Source organism: Pseudotamlana agarivorans (genome assembly GCF_018860245.1).
Classification (GTDB): Bacteria; Bacteroidota; Bacteroidia; order Flavobacteriales; family Flavobacteriaceae; genus Pseudotamlana; species Pseudotamlana agarivorans_A.
Genome location: NZ_JAHKPD010000011.1, coordinates 129,826 through 148,211, shown reverse-complemented (window position 1 = coordinate 148,211; position 18,386 = coordinate 129,826). Strand labels below are relative to the sequence as shown.

Below are 18,386 nucleotides of genomic sequence, written 5' to 3'. Positions count from 1 at the left end.
TAAACTTCAATAAGAAAGGAAGTTGAAGGTACTTTTTAAAATTCTAATTGCATTCATAATGCTATTCAAAATATACTTGGTATTTTTGTTTTTAATGAAGTGTGTACTCCAGTTTGCAAACCTTGATTTCCTAGTGTTGTTCAAATTTGGATTCTCACATAATTGGCGAATAGAAATTATTAGATGAAAGAAGAAGAAGTAATACTTGTTAACGAAAAGGATGAAAAAATTGGTTTAATGCCAAAAATGGAAGCGCATGAAAAAGCCTTGTTACATCGTGCCTTTTCGGTCTTTGTATTTAATGACCAGAATGAATTGATGTTACAGCAACGTGCTTTAGGAAAATATCATACTCCAGGATTGTGGACAAATACATGTTGCAGTCATCAGCGTGATGGTGAATCAAATTTGGAGGCAGGTAAGCGCCGTTTACAAGAAGAAATGGGCTTTGTTGTAGAGTTAGAGGAGTCAATTTCATTTATTTATAAGGCGCCATTCGATAATGGTTTGACCGAGCATGAATACGATCATATTATGCTAGGAACATATAATGGCGAACCAAATATTAACCCGGATGAAGTTGAAAGTTGGAAATGGATGTCTTTGGAAGCAGTAAAGAAAGATATTGAGGTTCAACCAGAAATTTATACGGCTTGGTTTAAAGTTATTTTCGATAAATTCTACGATAATATAAAGATAAATTCATGAGAGCAACGCTAAGTCGAAAAGCACATTTTAATGCCGCCCACAGGTTGTACAGGAAAGATTGGAGTTTTGAAAAAAACGATGAAGTTTTCGGAAAGTGTAATAACCCAAATTTTCATGGTCATAATTATGAGCTTATTGTTAGTGTTACTGGTGAAATTGATAAGGAAACGGGCTTTGTTGTAGACGCCAAGATTCTAAAGAGCCTTATAGAAGATGAAATAGAAGCGGTTTTTGATCATAAAAATCTAAATCTTGAAGTTTTAGAATTTAAAGACTTAAATCCTACTGCCGAAAATATTGCTGTCGTAATTTATAATAAGTTAAAACCAAAACTAGCCGCTAATTTAGACTTAGAAATTACACTTTACGAAACGCCTCGAAATTTTGTGCGATATTCAGGTGAATAAATACATTAAACCTACATATACATAAACTTTTTTAAGCTTAGTGACTCGTAATTAGACTCTAAAATATATCTTAAAAAAGCGGTCTATTGGAAGTTTATATGTAATTTTGCCCAAAATAAATTAAGAAATTATGGCAAATGTTAGAAACCTAAAAAAGGATATTAATTTCGTTTTAGGTGATATTATAGAAGCGGTTTATGTTTGGGAATATTCAAACACCGACAAAGACACAAAAAAGAGTGAAGCAATTATTGATGAAGCCATCAAAACATTTGACGAACTTATCGTTAAGGTAAACACAAAAAATGAGAACCCAAAAGCTCATTTTAAAGCAATTAACGCCGAGTTAGAAACTAAGGGACGTGCTTTAATTGAAAAAATTAATACGTTAGGATAAAATTTTTTAACGGAATGCTTGCAATTAATAAAATTGCGATTATATTTGCACCCGTTAAATAAGCCGATGTAGCTCAGCTGGCTAGAGCAGCTGATTTGTAATCAGCAGGTCGTGGGTTCGAGTCCCTCCATCGGCTCAAAAAAACCTCACTTTAAGTGGGGTTTTTTTATGCCTTTTTTTAAAATATTGATCTTCTTAACCACTTCGATTGAATACCGCTAGGAGTCATCAATTTTGTCGATTTCTTAGGGAGTTTGAAAACATCTCATCAATTATTTAAGACCTTATTCGTTTTCGATACACTTATAAACAAAAAGAGGCTGTCTAAATAGTAAAGTTTTCGTCAACCTGAACTTGATTCTGGTTATCATAATGATTGGTTATCAAGATGATGCGATTCTGGAATAAATTCAGAATAACGTACTTTAATACTTTTTTTACAGCCTCTATTTTGTTTAAATTTTTGAATAAAAATTATTATTTACTCGCTTTAATAACTGTAACAAATTTTTCTAATTCTTTTCCATATTTTGAGTCTTTTACTTTTGGGGTTAAAGACTTGTTGATGGTATCTAATAAATCGATTCGTGCGTTGTAAATTTCAGATAAAGCTAAAAAAGGAGCAACTTCGCTATCCTTGTTCTGGAGAGCAAAATTAACTGTGTAGAGATATTTTCTTCTTAAAGAGCTATTTTCTTCTTTCTGAAGCGCTTCATATTTTAAAGTGTCTTTTGCTATTTGAGCTTCAAATTTCTCTTTTATGATTTCTAAATTCCTATTGTTAACTTTAGAAATAAGTGCTTTATAATTTTCTAAAACTTCTTGTTGCTTTGAACCTTTAATATTGGCATCGTAAACAAAATTTTTAACTGTCGTGTTAATTTCCGTTATACCTTTATCTGCAAAGAATCCGATACGATCTTGTTCAGAGCTTTTTTTGTCTAGGTCTAAATAAAACATTTCAGGCGATTCTATTTTACTATGTAGTTCAAAACTTGAATTACCATTAACAATTACCGAGTCTACGGTTATTAAAACTGTGTCTTGCACTTTTTTTAAGTAAACGGTACCTTTTTTAAGGCCTTTTATATGTGTTTTTACAGTTAAATCATGGTCGTTTCCACCACAAGACAGTAGAATGGTAGCTAATAGAAGTATTGAAATTTTTTTCATGAATTGGAGTTATTTAATAAAGCGCAAATATCTAATAATTAATTTTTATAAACTAAATAGTGAGACTATTTTAAGGTGTAACAGCATTTGTACACTTGTTAAAGTAATCACAAAACAAAATGACAATAATTATTTTGGCACAGGTATTGCTATTCATTATACGAATGCATTTATGTTATAGTTTATTGAGTGGTTACTTTAAACTTGTAGGTGCAATTCATATTTTTGGTTGGTTAGTTAGTGAAAAAGCACCTTTTTTAAAGGGTGCTTTTTCCATTTATAGCAGATTTACATTTCGTGTTATTGTGGACTTCCGTGATTCTGTGTTCATGTTTAAACCTTATTCTCTATTAATTAGACTTAAATCCAACATAACGCAGTGGCAAAAGAAGTATTTTGAGCCTCTTTCAGATTTTAAACATAACAATTTGTTCTGCTCTATTTTACTAAGCTTTCTGGATAAACGCCATGTTTTGTAGGGTGTTTCTCTGTTTATGTGAATTTTTTAGATACAAATGTTAAGTATTTATGTATTTAATCGAAAATAATGGTATTTAATCGTTTTAATTAGGAAAGTATTCTTATATTTGAAGTGTACTAAATAATATATTTTTTTTAGTTCAATGGATTAATTAATTAATATTTGCAATATGTTGTTGATATGGCGACCCCAAATCGAACTTCATAAAACAAAGAGCAAATTGATAAGAAACCGAGTTTGAGGGAGCTCGGTTTTTTTATGCTCTATTGTTAAATTATTGAGCTTGCTATTTCTATTGGGAAAAACAAGAAACAATGGCAGTCATTAATTAATTTATGATAGATCTACTTTTATATGTGCTTAATTATTTTCTAAATTCGCAGAAATAACAACTCAAATGAAGTTAAAGATTTTTATCCTTTTTTGTTTCCTTTCTATTAAACTCTTAGCTCAACTTCCAGAAGGTTTTGTGTATGTTAAGGATATTATTCCTGATTTGGACGTTGAATTACGATACAATACGGCTAATAATTTTGTTGGTAAGCCTGTGAATGGGTATCATGGTAACCATTTGATATTAACTAAAAAAGCGGCTCAAGCTCTTAAAAATGTAAATGATGATTTACAAATGCAGAACTTATGCTTAAAAGTTTATGATGGTTACAGGCCACAGCGCGCTGTAGATCATTTTGTAATGTGGGCAAGGGAGGTAAATGACACTTTGACAAAGCAGGTCTTCTATCCTCATATAAAAAAGAAATATTTATTTAAGCAGCAGTATATTTCAAGTCATTCCGGTCATAGTAGAGGTAGTACTCTTGATTTAACTATAATTGATGGGATGACGGGTGAGCCTTTAGATATGGGCAGTCCATTTGATTTTTTTGGCCCCATTTCATGGTATAACCATCAAGGAATTACAAAACAACAAAAAAAGAATAGAAAGCTATTACATGATTTGATGTTGAAATATGGCTTTAGAGGGTATTCGAAAGAGTGGTGGCATTACACATTACGTCATGAGCCATTTCCGAATACTTACTTTGATTTCCCTATAGAATAATTGTAGTTTTCTTTTAATACCAGCGTTTCTTCTTCTTTTTTGAAGCTTCACTTTTACGACCTTTTTTATGCTTGCTACCTGTTTTTTTAGATTTATGCACAATAGGTTTTGCTTTTGGATCTAAAGGGTAGGGGTGTTGGTCAATCACATCCAACTGCAATTGAATGAGTTGTTGGATGGTTTGAACATAGGTTTTTTCATCTGCAGAACAAAGAGAATAAGCCATTCCTGTATTTCCTGCTCTTGCCGTTCGTCCTATTCGATGTACGTAAGTTTCTGGAATGTTTGGCAGGTCGAAATTAACAACGGCATCTAAATTGTTAATGTCAATGCCTCTAGCCGCAACATCTGTTGCAATTAATATGTTTACGTCTCCTTTTTTGAACCTATCCAAGGCATCTTGTCTAGCTGTCTGGCTTTTGTCACCATGAATACTATCAGCTTTGTAACCATTATTCAGTAGTGTTTTTTCAAGTTTATCAACACCATATTTGGTACGTCTAAAAATGATGATGTTACCCTTAATTGTATTTCTTAATAAATGTAGACACAATTCTATTTTACTCTTTTTTGGAACAAAATAAAGCAATTGATTAACATTTTTAGAGGTTGAAGAGTTCTGTGCAACTTCAATACGCTCTGGATTTGTTAAAATGGAGTTCGCTAATTGTTCCACCTTATAAGGTATCGTTGCAGAAAATAACAATACTTGCTTTTCTTTGGTGCAAAGGCGTTCAATTTTTTTAACATCATCTATAAATCCCATATCTAGCATCAAATCTGCTTCATCTAAAACCAAGGTTTCAACATAGTCTAGGTTTACAAAATCTTGTTTGTGCAAGTCTAACAAACGACCAGGGGTAGCGATTAATATATCTATCCCTTTTTTAAGGACTTCTTTTTGTGGTTCTATTGAGATACCTCCAAAAACAACCGCCGTTCTAAGGTTAGTATAGGTGCTATAGGTTTTAAAATTTTCTTCAATTTGTGATGCTAATTCACGCGTTGGACTAATTATCAAAGCCTTAACTTGTTTACCTTTTTTAGGCGCATCTTGTCTGTCAAATAAAGATTGTAGTATAGGCAATGCAAAAGCTGCTGTTTTTCCAGTACCAGTTTGTGCCGAAACAATAATATCCCTTTTTCCTAAAATTAAAGGAATAGTTTTTTCTTGAACTAAAGTAGGGTTATCGTATCCAGCTTCAGCTACAGCTCTTAAAAGTGGTCTATTAAGTTTTAAATCTTTAAATGACATGAATAATAATTTGCTACAAAGATAACTGAAAATGCGTTGGGTTCTCTATACTATCTTGATTACAAAACCAACAAACCATTTTCTTTTAAAGTTGTGATAGGTTTTGAGAACCAAAGCAATTCAAAATCCTCAAAATGGGTTTCAAAGTCCTTTTTCAAATCCGAAACTGTTAGAGTTTTGTCGCTTATAGGTTTAAGTTTTTCAAGAATACCTATAATCCAATCGCCATAATCTTTTTGTAATACAATTTCAAAAGCACCTGATTGGGTATGAAAATTTAATTTCAGCTGATGATTGGTATAGCCTTTTTTAGTTTTTGATTGTGATGTCACTAAGGGTTGAGTCCCTAACCAAACAACCTTTGCTCTTGGTTTTATTTTAAAATTAACTGAAGGTTCTAAACAATCATAAATATAATCTTGTTTGATCGATGTATTCGGAATTTTAAAATCAAACCAGTCTTGTAGAGGTAATTCAAAACCAATACCGTGCATGAAATTAAATAATGATTTTTTTAATCCGTAACTAAATTGTGAATGGTCTAATCCTGTATTATCAGTGAAATCGACATCATTGTTTGCAAAAGTGATCGTTTTGTAATTAGGTGTAATATGATAATTATTTGGTTCTAACCCAATCGGACTATGAGCTGTTAAGGCAAACTGATGCCAAAAACCCGATTGAATGATCCCTATTTCAAAAAGTTGACGCACCATTTCTAAGCTGTCTACGGTTTCTTGTATGGTTTGCGTTGGGTATCCATACATGAGGTAACTATGTACCATGATATTGGATTCGGTAAAATTTCTGGTAACCTGCGCCACTTGTTCTACGGTAACGCCTTTATCAATAAGTTTTAATAATCGATCGGATGCCACTTCTAATCCGCCAGACACAGCAATACACCCTGAAGCTTTTAGTAGTTGACATAAGTCGTGTGTAAAGTTCTTTTCAAATCTGATGTTGGCCCACCAAGTTACTGCAATTTTGCGCTTTATAATTTCTAAAGCTAAGGCTCGCATTAGTGCAGGAGGCGCTGCTTCATCAACAAAATGAAACCCTGTTTCGTTGGTTTGCGCTATTATTTGCTCCATACGGTCTACTAACAACTTAGCTGTAATGGGTTCGTAAATTTTAATGTAATCTAAAGAGATGTCACAAAAAGTACATTTGCCCCAGTAGCAACCGTGCGCCATAGTGAGTTTGTTCCAACGGCCATCGCTCCATAAACTGTGCATGGGATTTGCAATTTCAATCACAGAGATGTACTGGTCTAAAAGTAAATCTGAATAATCTGGTGTACCTATGTCAACCTGTTTATAGTCAGGTTTTAGGCTGTTGTTTTTATAGGTTACAATATCGTTTTCTAATAACAGCGTTCTTTTATAAAGTTTATCACTATCCTTATTGATTGCGTTATTTATGTTTTGAAACAATAATTCTATAGGTAGTTCACCATCATCTAAAGTGATGAAATCGAAAAAATCAAATACTCTAACATCGGTAACCGAACGTAATTCTGTATTTGGGAATCCTCCACCCATGGCAATTTTTATGTTGGGAAAGTGCTGTTTTATGAATTGCGCACATCGAAACGCGCTATATAAATTCCCCGGAAACGGTACTGAAAGACAAATTAATTTGGGGTTTATATCCTGTATTTGTTTTTCAAGAATTTCAATGGTAATTTGATCAATATAAGTAGGATGTTCTTGGAGGTGTTCATAAAGCTCATCAAAGCTATTCGCACTTTGGCCTAGTCGTTCAGCATATCTGCTAAAACCAAAATTATCATCGATACATTCAATAATAAAATCTGATAAATCTTCAAGGTATAAAGTAGCGATATGTTTGGCTTTGTCTTGAAATCCCATGGACCCAAAAGCCCAGTCCATATCTTCCAACTGATTAAACCGTGAAGCACGTGGTAAAAAGTTATCGGTACAAATTTGTCTGGCAAGCGTTTGATTCTTTCCTTGTAAAAATTGAATGACCTGGTCTAAAGGTTTTAAATACGCCTCTTTTAAAGCGTAGATACGTTGACAATTTTCAGAAATAATGCGGTTATTTTCAAAAGCCAAATCAAAAAGTTCTTCAAAGGTTTCTTTTTTGAATAATTCTAAGATCACTTCAATACCTAAATCCATTTGAAATGCACTAATACCTTTGGTGTTTAGAAAACCTTTAAGATAGGCTGTAGCAGGGTAGGGGGTGTTGAGTTGCGTAAATGGAGGCGTGATGAGTAATAAGTCTTTCAAAATAGCATGTAAATAGTTCTGCAAATATAGTTGAAAAGACTTTGCTGAAAGCCTAATAGAAGATTGGTGTTTGTACTTAACACCATATAAAATAGAAGCTGAATTAACTAGATATGAATCTTTTTAATTTTCATGGCGTTCCAAGTGTTGTCGATTGCGTAGAGTTTTGTTGGCTTTAAGCGATAATCGCCTAAAAAATCCCAGTCAAATTCAATATGCAATTTAGAAATTTCACTTATTGAGGTGTCTTTTGGATAAAATACCCAAACTATTGAATCGTCTAAAAGTCTAGGGGATAATGTGAGCATTTGATTGATGAATGTATCTTTATTGTCTACAAATACCAAAGCACATTCCACACAGGATGTCGTGACTATAGATTCTGAATATGAAATATCTTTGAAGACTTCATCAAAAGCCTCAGGCTTATTCAGAATATAAATATCATTATACTGATTCAGTTTTAATTTTTTTGTAGTCTTGCTCATAAACTAAAAATACAAAAAAAAGGTATACCATGAAATCTAATTTTTGGGAAATCAGGTGTGTTTACTTCAAATGTTTATTAAAATCATTTCGAAGCTTGGCAGGAAGTGCTGTGCTATTTATGGCTTTTTTTAGATGGTCTTGATTTTTTTTCTTGTCAAAAATTAACTTAAAAAGAGCGGTTGTACTTAAGCTGTTTTCAGCTTGTTCTATAAGATTAAAGGTGTCTCCGGTTTGAACGGTTCCTTCCTTTAAAACTCGAATATAAGTTCCAGGAAAGCCATGATCTATAAATTGTTTTAAAATATTTTGGGTTCCAAATTTTACACCTAATTTAAAACAAGGTTCTCTGTGCTCTGTAATTTGAACTAAGGCGCTGCCTATTTTATAAATATTACCAACAAGAATTTTTGATTCATCTAAACCAGCCACGGTAAGATTTTCACCAAACATGCCCCAGTTCCAGTCTAATTCTGGGTAAAGTGTTTTCCAATAGGCGTAATGGTCTTCAGAAAACAAATAACAGGCTTTAAATTCTCCGCCATGGTATTTTCTATCGGTAACAGTATCATTTTTAACATCACTTGTTCCTAAGAAAATGGGAGTAGAAGTGGGGGTTTTGTAAATACCAGTTTCAACTGGCTTGTCATTCCAAATAATAGTTTTTGGCTTTGAAGTGTTCGTAGAAATTATTTTCAAAATATGATTTAGAATTAAAAGATTTTAACGCTGTGAATCCTTTATTGGTTTGAGTATTCAAAATTAACAAAAAAAGAGGCTGAACAAAAAGTATTATAGAACGTTATTCTGAAATAAATTCAGGTTAACGAGAACTTTACTTTTTAGACTGCCTCCTAGATTATATAGCTCGTAATATTTTTAATTTACAGAAATCAATTCAATGTCAAAAATTAAAACAGCACCTCCAGGGATGTTACCGTAACCTTGGTTTCCATAGGCTAAATGAGCAGGGATATAAAATGTACCACTGCCACCTTCATTAAGGTAAGTTAGGCTTTCTGCAAAACCCTTTATAACATTGTCTAAATAAAAAGGGACCGCTTTAGAGCTTTCGTCAAATGTTTTGTCATCAGAATAATAACCTTTATAGGTTACAGTTACTTTATCAGAATCTGCTGGTTGTGCTCCCGAACCTTGTTTGTCAATAGAATAATATAGGCCTGAATATGCTTTTACTGCGGTTAGGTTATTTTCATCTAGATACTCTTGAATTTCTAAATCATTTTGTGTAGTATAATTAACATAGATGAGTTCTATATCAAAAATAAGTACAGATCCTGCAGGAATACCGCCTTGATTGTTATCTCCATAGGCTAAATGCGCAGGGATAATTAATGTAGCTTTAGCACCTTCTCTCATAAAGCTCAAGCCTTCTTGCCACCCCTTTATTAAGTGGTTTAGACTTATAGAAATACCTTCTTTGTTTTCTTCAAAAACAGTGCCGTCGGTGTAATAGCCTTTGTATGCTACCATAACGCGATCGGTATCTAATGGTACTGCACCTTTACCTTGTTCGTGAAGAATATAATGTAATCCTGAGCCACTTTTTTTTGAAACGAGGTTGTTTTCTGAAAGATAAGTTTGAATTTCTACTTCGTTTTCTGTAGAGTAATCATATGGCGTTTCATCTTTTTCACAGGCTGAAAAAAGTACAAGTGCGCAAATAAATAGGAATTGTTTCATGGGGAATATTTGTATTAAAATTTTATAAGATTCGTTGTTTTGTATGTGGGGGTAAAAGAATTAATCAACTTTATTAAAACGAAGTATTTCATTATTATCGGCGTCCAATAAATAAAGAACTAAGCCATCTCTTTTATAATTTTTTACTGTTGTTAAAGCCCTAATGTATGCATCTGGAATTTCCATATTTGGACACATTTTGCGTGTCGTGGCAATAGGACCAAATACTAAGGTGTTTTTGGTAAGTGTTTTTATGCTGCCAGAAAAGTTATTACAACCATCTGTACCTAAAATCATGTGCTTTGTAATGTTTATTTCTAAAGTTGGAGCCTCAGTATTACTGGTGTTAATGGTTTGACCATAAATGTGTGTTGCGGCCCAAATGTCGTGAAGGTTCATTTTGGGGTCTTGCCTTTGTTCTAGAACTTTTATAAGTTTATAATGAATTGTGGATGCATCGGCAGGGACAGATTTAGGGTTTAAATGCGTTTCAGAAACTTCTATTTTTTGAAGGAGTCCAGGTTTAAAAGTGAAACCTTCAATTTGGTTGTAAAAATAAGTCCATTCAGCATGCTCAACATCGGCGCCTTTGTAAACTTGTAAACATTGGGCTTTTCCAGCTCCAGCGTCACATTCAACTTTATGGCTATTTACCCAAAAGCTCGTATTGTTATTCTCGCTAGGAGAACAAGAAGTGCCGATAATAGCAATTAAAAAAAGGGCTGAAATTGTTTTAAGATAAGTCATAAGTATATTTTACTATGAGTTAGATGCGTTAATTTGTAAAAGGTTGCGTATCGTTTTGTAAAAAAAAAGAATTTATTAAGTGCAACTCCACACGCTGATTATGAGGTGGTTTTTTATAAGATTTTGACCTTTAATGTAATGCATGCAATTTTGAAGTAAAATTATAATAGTTAAATTGAAAAACGCTATTCAATTTAGTTTAATGAATAGCGTTTTTTTTGAAATAAGCATTAATATTACATAGCAGATTTGTAAATGTTTATTGTGTCTTCTAAAGTTACAGATCTTGGATTGCCTCCGGTACAAACGTCTGCTAAGGCGTTTTTGGCCATTTCTTCAAAATCCTCCTCTTTAACACCTAATTCCTTAAGACCTGATGGTATTCCAACAGATTTAGAAAGTGCTTTTATTGCTGAAATCGCTGCATTTGCTCCTTGGGTATCGCTCATTTCTAAAACTCCAACACCCATAGCACGAGCTACTCTCTTTAATTTATGCGCACATGCTGGGATGTTAAATTGTTCTACATGAGGTAGCAAAATAGCGTTAGCCACACCATGTGGTAAATCATACATGCCACCTAATTGATGCGCCATGGAATGCACATAACCAAGGCCAGCATTAGAGAATGCTTGACCAGCAATAAACTGTCCCCAGGCCATTTTACTTCTCGCTTCAAGGTCGTTTCCGTTAACAACTGCTTTTTCTAGACTTTGAGAAATTAACTTAATCGCTTCTAAAGCCAGAGCGTCCGACCATCCAAAAGCACCTTTGGTAACATAAGTTTCTATTGCATGTGTGAGCGCATCCATACCGGTTGCTGCTGTTAAAGCAGGTGGTTTGCCCATCATGAGTTTAGGGTCGTTTACAGCTATAGAAACTAAACAGTTTTTATCAACCATAACCATTTTAATATGGCGCTCTTCATCGGTGATAACGTAGTTTATAGTCACCTCACTGGCTGTACCTGCTGTAGTATTAATAGCGATAATTGGTAATGAAGCGTGTTTTGATAAGTGGATACCTTCATAATCTTCAATTTGACCTCCGTTGGTAGCAAGAATGCCTATAGCTTTGCCACAATCTTGAGGAGATCCGCCGCCTAAGGTGAGTATGAAATCACAATTATTTTCTTTTAATAAATCGAGGCCGTCTTTAACATTTTTAACGGTAGGGTTAGGATGTACATCATCAAAAACAACAGTTTCTATATTTGATGCTTTTATTACATCCAAGACGTTTTGAGCAACTCCTAATTTCACCAAAACTTTATCTGTTACGAATAGTGCTTTTTTATAGGGTAGGGTTTTTAGTTCTTCTCCTAAATCATTAAGAGCTCCAGGGCCAATTAAGCTAAGTGGCGGTAAATAAATTCTGCGATTTTCTAACATAGTTCAAATAGTATTTAGTTTTACTTCGTTGTTCTACAAATGACTAAATTATTTAGGTTATTTTCAATGACTTTTGTCATACACATGGTACTATTTATATTGAATGTATAGCTATTTATTTTCCTAGAATGAGGTGTGAAATGACGCAGTAGATAGGCCGCTTTGCCAGATTTATTTAAAGCCATAAAAAAAGAGATCGCCTAAAAATTAATTTAGACGATCTCTCGATTTATAATTGGATGCTGAAAGCCTTCAGCGCGTCAACTTATTTTATCATTTCGTAACTACGTTTAATGAAGTTTGTAAGTTCTTCACCTTTAAGTAGACCTTGAGATAAACGTGCTAAATCTAAACTTTGAGAAATTAAACGTTCTTGTTTTTTCTTCGTTTTTGTGTCTAGAATTTCGCTTACTAATTCTGAATTGGTATTCACAACTAAATTATACATCTCAGGCATATTCCCAAACATGTTCATACCTCCACCACCAGTAGCTTGCATTTCTTTCATACGACGCATAAATTCTGGTTGCGTAATTGTGAAAGGAGATTCATTACTATCCATAGCTTCTAACTGCACTGTAAATTTGTCAGAAGGAATGACTTCTTTTAATAATTCGTCTAAAGATTTCGTTTGCTCTTCATCTAATTTAGAAATCGTTGTTTCGTCTTTCTTAATTAAGTTATTGATATGGTCACCATCTACACGAGCGAAAGTGATGTTTTCTTTAGTGCTTTCTAGCTTCTGAATTAGGTGAGATATAATAGGTGAATCTAAAAGTAACACTTCGTAATCTTTAGCTTTCGCAGACTCGATGTAACTGTGTTGCGCATCTTTATCTGAAGCGTAAAGAATCACTAACTTGCCATCTTTATCGGTTTGAGAAGCCTTGATTTTATTAAAAAGCTCTTCGTAAGTATAGTATTTACCGTCAACCGTTGGGTATAAAGCAAAAGCATCTGCTTTTTCGAAGAATTTTTCTTCAGAAAGCATACCATATTCGATAACGATTTTAATATCATTCCATTTTGCTTCAAAATCTTCACGATTAGCATTGAATAATGATTTTAATTTATCGGCAACTTTTCTAGTAATGTAAGATGAAATCTTTTTTACAGCACCATCTGCTTGTAAGTACGAACGTGATACGTTTAACGGAATGTCTGGTGAATCGATTACACCACGTAACATGGTTAAAAATTCAGGAACAATACCTTCAACATTATCGGTTACAAAAACTTGGTTTTGATACAGTTGAATTTTGTCCTTTTGCATTTGCATATCGTTCGACATTTTAGGGAAATATAAAATTCCTGTCAAGTTGAACGGATAATCTACATTTAAGTGAATGTTGAATAAAGGCTCTTCAAATTGCATTGGGTACAATTCTCTGTAGAAACCTGTATAATCCTCTTCCTTTAAATCCGCTGGTTGTTTTGTCCAAGCTGGATTTGGGTTGTTAATAATATTATCAACCGTAATTTGTCTGTGTGGCTCAGTCGTTTCTTTACCTTCTGCATCTTTTGTAGTGGCAGGCTCGTGCTCTGGATCGTTAATTTCCTTAGTTCCAAATTTAATTGAAACTGGCATGAACTTGTTGTACTTCAATAAAAGTTCACTGATTTTACTTTCCTCTAAGAATTCAGTCGAATCTTCAGCAATGTGAAGGATGATTTCAGTACCTCTTTCGGTTTTATCTGAAGGCTCTAAAGTAAATTCAGGCGAACCATCGCAAGTCCAATGTGCTGCAGGGGCGTCTTTGAAAGATTTAGTAATAATTTCAACTTTTTCAGCAACCATAAATGCCGAGTAGAAACCTAGACCGAAATGACCAATTATTCCAGAATCTTTAGCCGAATCTTTATATTTATCTAAAAACTCCTCAGCACCAGAAAAAGCCACTTGGTTAATGTATTTCTCTACTTCTTCAGCAGTCATACCTAAGCCTTGATCTATAATGTGAAGTTTTTTACCTTCCTTATCTATTTTAACTTCAATTTTTGGGTCGCCATATTCAACCTTAGCATCACCAATATTCGTTAAATGTTTTAATTTTAAAGTCGCATCTGTGGCGTTACTAATAAGCTCACGTAAAAAGATTTCGTGATCGCTGTACAAGAATTTTTTAATGAGAGGAAAGATATTCTCTACCGATACATTAATGTTTCCTTTTGTCATGGTATTATTGTTTTTATTTTTATTTCTCACGAAAGTGAAAAACTGTTTAATTTTTTTATTTGCTGTTAAAGGAATAGACAACAAAAATGCCAATTGGTAAAATGTGACAAACTGACACTTTGGAAAAGCAATTACAGGATTCTAAATTGATCGTATTATTTTGTACTTTGGTTATGTATTAAAGAATTTCCGCTTTCGCTGAAATAAAAACAGGTTTCGAGTATGTACAATTCTAAAATTATAGGTTTAGGGAAATATTTGCCAGATAATGTGGTGACCAATCATGACTTATCCAAGATGATGGATACGAATGATGAATGGATTCAGGAAAGAACGGGTATAAAAGAACGACGTTGGATTCCTAAGGGAAGTAATGATACTTCGGCGGTAATGGGAGCAAAAGCTGCCAAAATAGCAATTGATCGTGCAGGAATAACCAAAGACGATATCGATTTTATTGTGTTTGCAACTTTGAGTCCCGATTATTACTTTCCTGGTTGTGGTGTTCAAATCCAAGACTTATTAGATATGCCAACTGTTGGTGCATTAGATGTTAGAAACCAGTGTTCTGGGTTTGTGTATGCGATTTCGGTGGCCGATCAATTTATAAAAACGGGCATGTATAAAAATGTGCTGGTTATTGGTGCCGAATATCATAGTAACGGATTAGATAAATCGACACGAGGTCGCGGTGTTTCAGTGATTTTTGGAGATGGCGCAGGGGCTTGCGTATTGTCGCGAGAAGAAGATAATTCTAAAGGCATCCTGTCTACACATTTACATAGTGAAGGTAAATATGCCGATAAATTGATTGTAGAATCACCAAGTATTTCACATTGGGTTCCAGAAATTTTAGAATCTGAAGGAGCAGATATTTCATATTTCCCATACATGGATGGCACATTTGTTTTTAAGCATGCCGTTGTAAGATTTAGCGAGGTGATTATGGAGGGGTTGATGCAGAACGGATTAAAAAAAGAGGATATTGATTTATTAATACCGCATCAAGCCAATCTGCGAATCGCACAATTTATCCAACAGAAGTTTGGATTAAAAGATGATCGAGTTTTTAATAATATTATGAAATATGGCAATACCACGGCAGCATCAGTAATTATAGCACTTACTGAAGCTTGGGAAGAAAACAAGATAAAAGAAGGCGACCATGTCGTACTTGCTGCTTTTGGAAGCGGGTTTACCTGGGCTAGTGCCATTATTAAGTGGTAAAATAATATATAAAACTATAAAAGCCCGAACTGTAATTCGGGCTTCTTTAGCTATTAATCAACTCCAACTAACACTTAAAGTTAATAAACTTACTTCTTAGACGTGCAAAATTAATATAAATTTCATAACTAACTGATATTTAACTGTTTTTAACATGAAAAGTAAAAGCTCGAAACGAATTTCGAGCTTTATTATACAAATCTGTTGTGACGAATTAAAAAATGTGTAGATGACTAACTCTAATAATTACAAGTATTCGTTTTGGTTAGATTGTATGAGTGGTAAACGTTAATTGTTTTACTTTATTGCAAAATTTTAACTTTTTTATGTTTAAATAGCTGTTTTTTTGATTAAAAGCATAAAAAAACGTTTATATGCCGTTTTAAAAAAAATAAATTGAAATGATGATCAAAAAAACACTTGTAATAGGCGCTTCATTAAAATCGAACCGCTATTCTTATTTGGCGGTTCAAAAATTAGTATCAAAATTGATTGATGTTGTTGCTTTCGGGTTAAGAAAAGGTGTGGTGTCTGGGGTAGAAATAGACACTACTTTGATTCGTTACAAAAATATTCATACGGTAACTTTATATTTAAACCCGAGTAGGCAAAAGGAATATTACGATTATATTATCGCACTAAATCCAGAGCGCGTTATTTTTAATCCAGGGACCGAAAACCCAGAATTTTATACGCTATTAATGGAAAAAAATATTTATTATGAAGAAGCTTGTACGTTAGTTTTACTTTCTACGAATCAATATTAATCCTAAAAAGGTTAGTAGTCCATTTACAATTAAAATTTCAAAACCAATTTGGTAACCGTTTAGTAAATTAATAGAATAGGCGTTTATTAAATACGATACTAGGGGTGCAATAATTGCTATAATCCAAACATATTTATCTTTTAGTTGGCTTTTAGTGAAAATTCCAAAGGCAAATAAACCAAGTAGCGGTCCGTAAGTGTATCCAGCGGCTTTGAATAATTCCCAAATAACAGATACATCTTTAAAAATAGAATCAAAGAGTACGATTACAAGAACAAGAATGGCACTAATAAAAATGTGCGTACGTTTTCTTATTTTCTTTTGAATGGCTACAGGTTTTTTGTCGAGTTCAATAATATCGATACAAAACGATGTGGTTAGCGATGTAAGCGCCGAATCTGCACTTGAATAGGCAGCAGCAATTAAACCCAATAGGAAAAAAGAGGAGGTTATAATGCCTATTTCTGGTAGCATGGCTATGCTTGGAAATAAATCATCCTTCTTAGCTGTTATGCCATTTTGGTTTGCGTATTGTGTTAAAAGCAAACCTAAAACTAGAAATAGAATATTTACAAATATTAAAATAACGCTAAAAGAGATCATGTTTTTTTGAGCCTCTTTTAGGTTTTTGCAAGTCAGGTTTTTTTGCATCATATCTTGGTCTAAGCCAGTCATGGTAATGGTAATGAACATACCAGCAAGAAAGCTTTTTACAAAATATTGCGCATCGTTCACATCGGTTAAGAAGAATGTTTTGCTCATGGGGCTTTCTTTTACATTGGTGTAAATTTCAGAAATACTATTTAAATCTAAAGCTGAAGCTAAAAACGCAATGGTAACCACTACCGAGATCAGCATAAAAAGTGTCTGTAGCGTATCTGTGAAAATGATAGTTTTAATACCACCTTTAAAGGTGTATAACCAAATTAAGGCAATGGTGATAATTACAGTTACCGTAAAAGGAATGCCGTATTGATCGAAAACTAATAATTGTAACACTTTAGCAACCAAAAACAGTCGAAAAGCCGCACCAACCACTCTAGAAATTAAAAAAGCAACAGCGCCTGTTTTATAACTCACATAACCAAAACGATCCCTTAAGTAGGTATAAATGGAGGTTAAATTCAGTTTGTAATAAATAGGTAAGAGCACGTATGCGATAACTAAATAGCCAAAAAAGTAACCAAAAACGACTTGTAGATAGCCAAATTGTTTAACTTCAACAGCTCCGGGAACAGAAATGAAGGTCACTCCAGAAAGGGAAGCGCCAATCATACCAAAAGCGACTAAATACCAAGGCGCCGATTTATTAGCCTTAAAGAATGCTTCGTTACTATCTTCTTTTCCTGTTAAATAAGAAATTAAAATTAAAACAACAAAATACGCGAAAATGAGAAGCAGAATTTGAGTGGGAGTCATCAATTATTATTTTGAGCCAAAATACAAAAAAGCTTGAGTATTTATTCTTTTTGGTGTTTCCTTTAAAATGTTTTAAAAAATGCTAATTTCGCATCTATGGAATTTTCATCCAAAATATTAGAACGTGCCGTTAATGAGATGTCTCAACTTCCAGGTATTGGAAAACGGACAGCGTTACGGTTAGTTTTACACATGCTAAAACAACCTAAGGAGCAAACGACGGCTTTAGCTGAGGCGCTCAGGACAATGCGTGAGGATATTAAATTTTGTAAATCATGTAATAATATTAGTGATGTTGAACTTTGTGAAATTTGCTCAAATCCTAATAGAGATACCAAATTAATTTGTGTCGTTGAAGATATTAGAGATGTAATGGCTATTGAAAACACCAGTTCATTTAAAGGTTTGTATCATGTTTTGGGAGGTAAAATTTCACCAATGGACGGTATTGGGCCTCATGACTTAAATATTGTAACTCTAATTGATAAAGTTAAAGAGGGTGAAATTAAAGAGCTTGTTTTTGCGTTAAGTTCAACCATGGAAGGGGATACCACAAATTTTTATATTTATAAACAAATTCAAGATTACAATGTGTTTACTTCAACTATTGCAAGAGGGATTTCGGTTGGAGATGAGTTAGAGTACGCCGATGAGATTACTTTAAGTAGAAGTATAGTAAATAGAGTGCCTTTTGAAAATTCTTTGAAATTATAAGAATTATCCGATG

17 protein-coding genes and 1 tRNA gene are annotated in these 18,386 nt (G+C 33.5%); 8 read left to right on the top strand and 10 right to left on the bottom strand.

Annotated features, from left to right (window positions below):
- The first annotated feature begins 183 nt into the window (after window positions 1–183).
- The 4 genes from idi (at window position 184) to KO493_RS05500 (ending at window position 1,648) form a co-directional block, all read left to right on the top strand.
- Complete coding sequence (gene idi, locus KO493_RS05515) at window positions 184–708, top strand: isopentenyl-diphosphate Delta-isomerase (RefSeq protein ID WP_216066946.1); 525 nt, start codon at window positions 184–186, stop codon at window positions 706–708.
- Window positions 705–1,115 carry a 6-pyruvoyl trahydropterin synthase family protein gene (locus KO493_RS05510; protein ID WP_216066945.1) on the top strand — a complete coding sequence of 137 codons (411 nt, stop codon included), beginning with the start codon at window positions 705–707 and terminating at the stop codon, window positions 1,113–1,115. Before idi ends, KO493_RS05510 begins: the two co-directional genes overlap by 4 nt.
- 130 nt (window positions 1,116–1,245) lie before the next feature.
- Window positions 1,246–1,512, top strand: coding sequence for a hypothetical protein (locus KO493_RS05505; RefSeq protein ID WP_216066944.1), 267 nt, complete (start codon window positions 1,246–1,248; stop codon window positions 1,510–1,512).
- 62 nt (window positions 1,513–1,574) lie between these two features.
- Window positions 1,575–1,648: transfer RNA gene (locus tag KO493_RS05500), tRNA-Thr, on the top strand.
- A gap of 341 nt (window positions 1,649–1,989) precedes the next feature.
- Here KO493_RS05500 and KO493_RS05495 read toward each other — a convergent pair.
- Window positions 1,990–2,685 (bottom strand): DUF4369 domain-containing protein, encoded by a 696-nt coding sequence (locus KO493_RS05495; RefSeq protein WP_216066943.1) that lies wholly within the window; start codon window positions 2,683–2,685, stop codon window positions 1,990–1,992.
- An 878-nt stretch (window positions 2,686–3,563) separates the two neighbouring features.
- Between KO493_RS05495 and KO493_RS05490 the strand changes: the two genes are divergently transcribed.
- Window positions 3,564–4,229 (top strand): M15 family metallopeptidase, encoded by a 666-nt coding sequence (locus KO493_RS05490; protein WP_216066942.1) that lies wholly within the window; start codon window positions 3,564–3,566, stop codon window positions 4,227–4,229.
- 13 nt (window positions 4,230–4,242) lie between these two features.
- On the opposite strand, the gene KO493_RS05485 is transcribed toward KO493_RS05490, so the two are convergent.
- The 8 genes from KO493_RS05485 to htpG form a co-directional block, all read right to left on the bottom strand.
- Window positions 4,243–5,484, bottom strand: coding sequence for a DEAD/DEAH box helicase (locus tag KO493_RS05485; RefSeq protein ID WP_216066941.1), 1,242 nt, complete (start codon window positions 5,482–5,484; stop codon window positions 4,243–4,245).
- Window positions 5,485–5,543: 59 nt separating this feature from the next.
- Window positions 5,544–7,742: a B12-binding domain-containing radical SAM protein gene (locus KO493_RS05480; RefSeq protein WP_216066940.1), complete on the bottom strand. Its 2,199-nt coding sequence runs from the start codon at window positions 7,740–7,742 to the stop codon at window positions 5,544–5,546.
- 107 nt (window positions 7,743–7,849) lie between these two features.
- Complete coding sequence (locus tag KO493_RS05475) at window positions 7,850–8,230, bottom strand: hypothetical protein (protein WP_216066939.1); 381 nt, start codon at window positions 8,228–8,230, stop codon at window positions 7,850–7,852.
- A 61-nt stretch (window positions 8,231–8,291) separates the two neighbouring features.
- Window positions 8,292–8,927 carry an MOSC domain-containing protein gene (locus tag KO493_RS05470; protein ID WP_216066938.1) on the bottom strand — a complete coding sequence of 212 codons (636 nt, stop codon included), beginning with the start codon at window positions 8,925–8,927 and terminating at the stop codon, window positions 8,292–8,294.
- A gap of 180 nt (window positions 8,928–9,107) precedes the next feature.
- The gene (locus KO493_RS05465) at window positions 9,108–9,932 is read right to left on the bottom strand and encodes an FKBP-type peptidyl-prolyl cis-trans isomerase (RefSeq protein WP_216066937.1); all 825 of its coding nucleotides are present in this window, start codon (window positions 9,930–9,932) and stop codon (window positions 9,108–9,110) included.
- A gap of 60 nt (window positions 9,933–9,992) precedes the next feature.
- A complete protein-coding gene (locus KO493_RS05460) occupies window positions 9,993–10,679 on the bottom strand; it encodes a DUF4377 domain-containing protein (protein WP_216066936.1) in 687 nt (228 codons plus the stop codon).
- Window positions 10,680–10,915: 236 nt separating this feature from the next.
- Window positions 10,916–12,070 (bottom strand): iron-containing alcohol dehydrogenase, encoded by a 1,155-nt coding sequence (locus KO493_RS05455; RefSeq protein ID WP_216066935.1) that lies wholly within the window; start codon window positions 12,068–12,070, stop codon window positions 10,916–10,918.
- A gap of 265 nt (window positions 12,071–12,335) precedes the next feature.
- Window positions 12,336–14,246 carry a molecular chaperone HtpG gene (gene htpG / locus KO493_RS05450; RefSeq protein WP_216066934.1) on the bottom strand — a complete coding sequence of 637 codons (1,911 nt, stop codon included), beginning with the start codon at window positions 14,244–14,246 and terminating at the stop codon, window positions 12,336–12,338.
- Between the two features lie 222 nt (window positions 14,247–14,468).
- Here htpG and KO493_RS05445 point away from each other — a divergent pair, with 222 nt between their 5' ends.
- Entirely contained in the window at window positions 14,469–15,473 is a 1,005-nt protein-coding gene (locus tag KO493_RS05445) for a 3-oxoacyl-ACP synthase III family protein (RefSeq protein WP_216066933.1), read from the top strand.
- 404 nt (window positions 15,474–15,877) lie between these two features.
- Window positions 15,878–16,240 (top strand): CoA-binding protein, encoded by a 363-nt coding sequence (locus tag KO493_RS05440; RefSeq protein WP_216067133.1) that lies wholly within the window; start codon window positions 15,878–15,880, stop codon window positions 16,238–16,240.
- Here KO493_RS05440 and KO493_RS05435 read toward each other — a convergent pair.
- Window positions 16,217–17,659 carry a sodium:solute symporter gene (locus KO493_RS05435; RefSeq protein ID WP_216066932.1) on the bottom strand — a complete coding sequence of 481 codons (1,443 nt, stop codon included), beginning with the start codon at window positions 17,657–17,659 and terminating at the stop codon, window positions 16,217–16,219. The genes KO493_RS05440 and KO493_RS05435 overlap by 24 nt on opposite strands.
- Window positions 17,660–17,755: 96 nt before the next feature.
- On the opposite strand from KO493_RS05435, the gene recR reads away from it, so the two are divergent.
- Entirely contained in the window at window positions 17,756–18,373 is a 618-nt protein-coding gene (gene recR / locus KO493_RS05430; protein WP_216066931.1) for a recombination mediator RecR, read from the top strand.
- The last annotated feature ends 13 nt before the right edge of the window (window positions 18,374–18,386 follow it).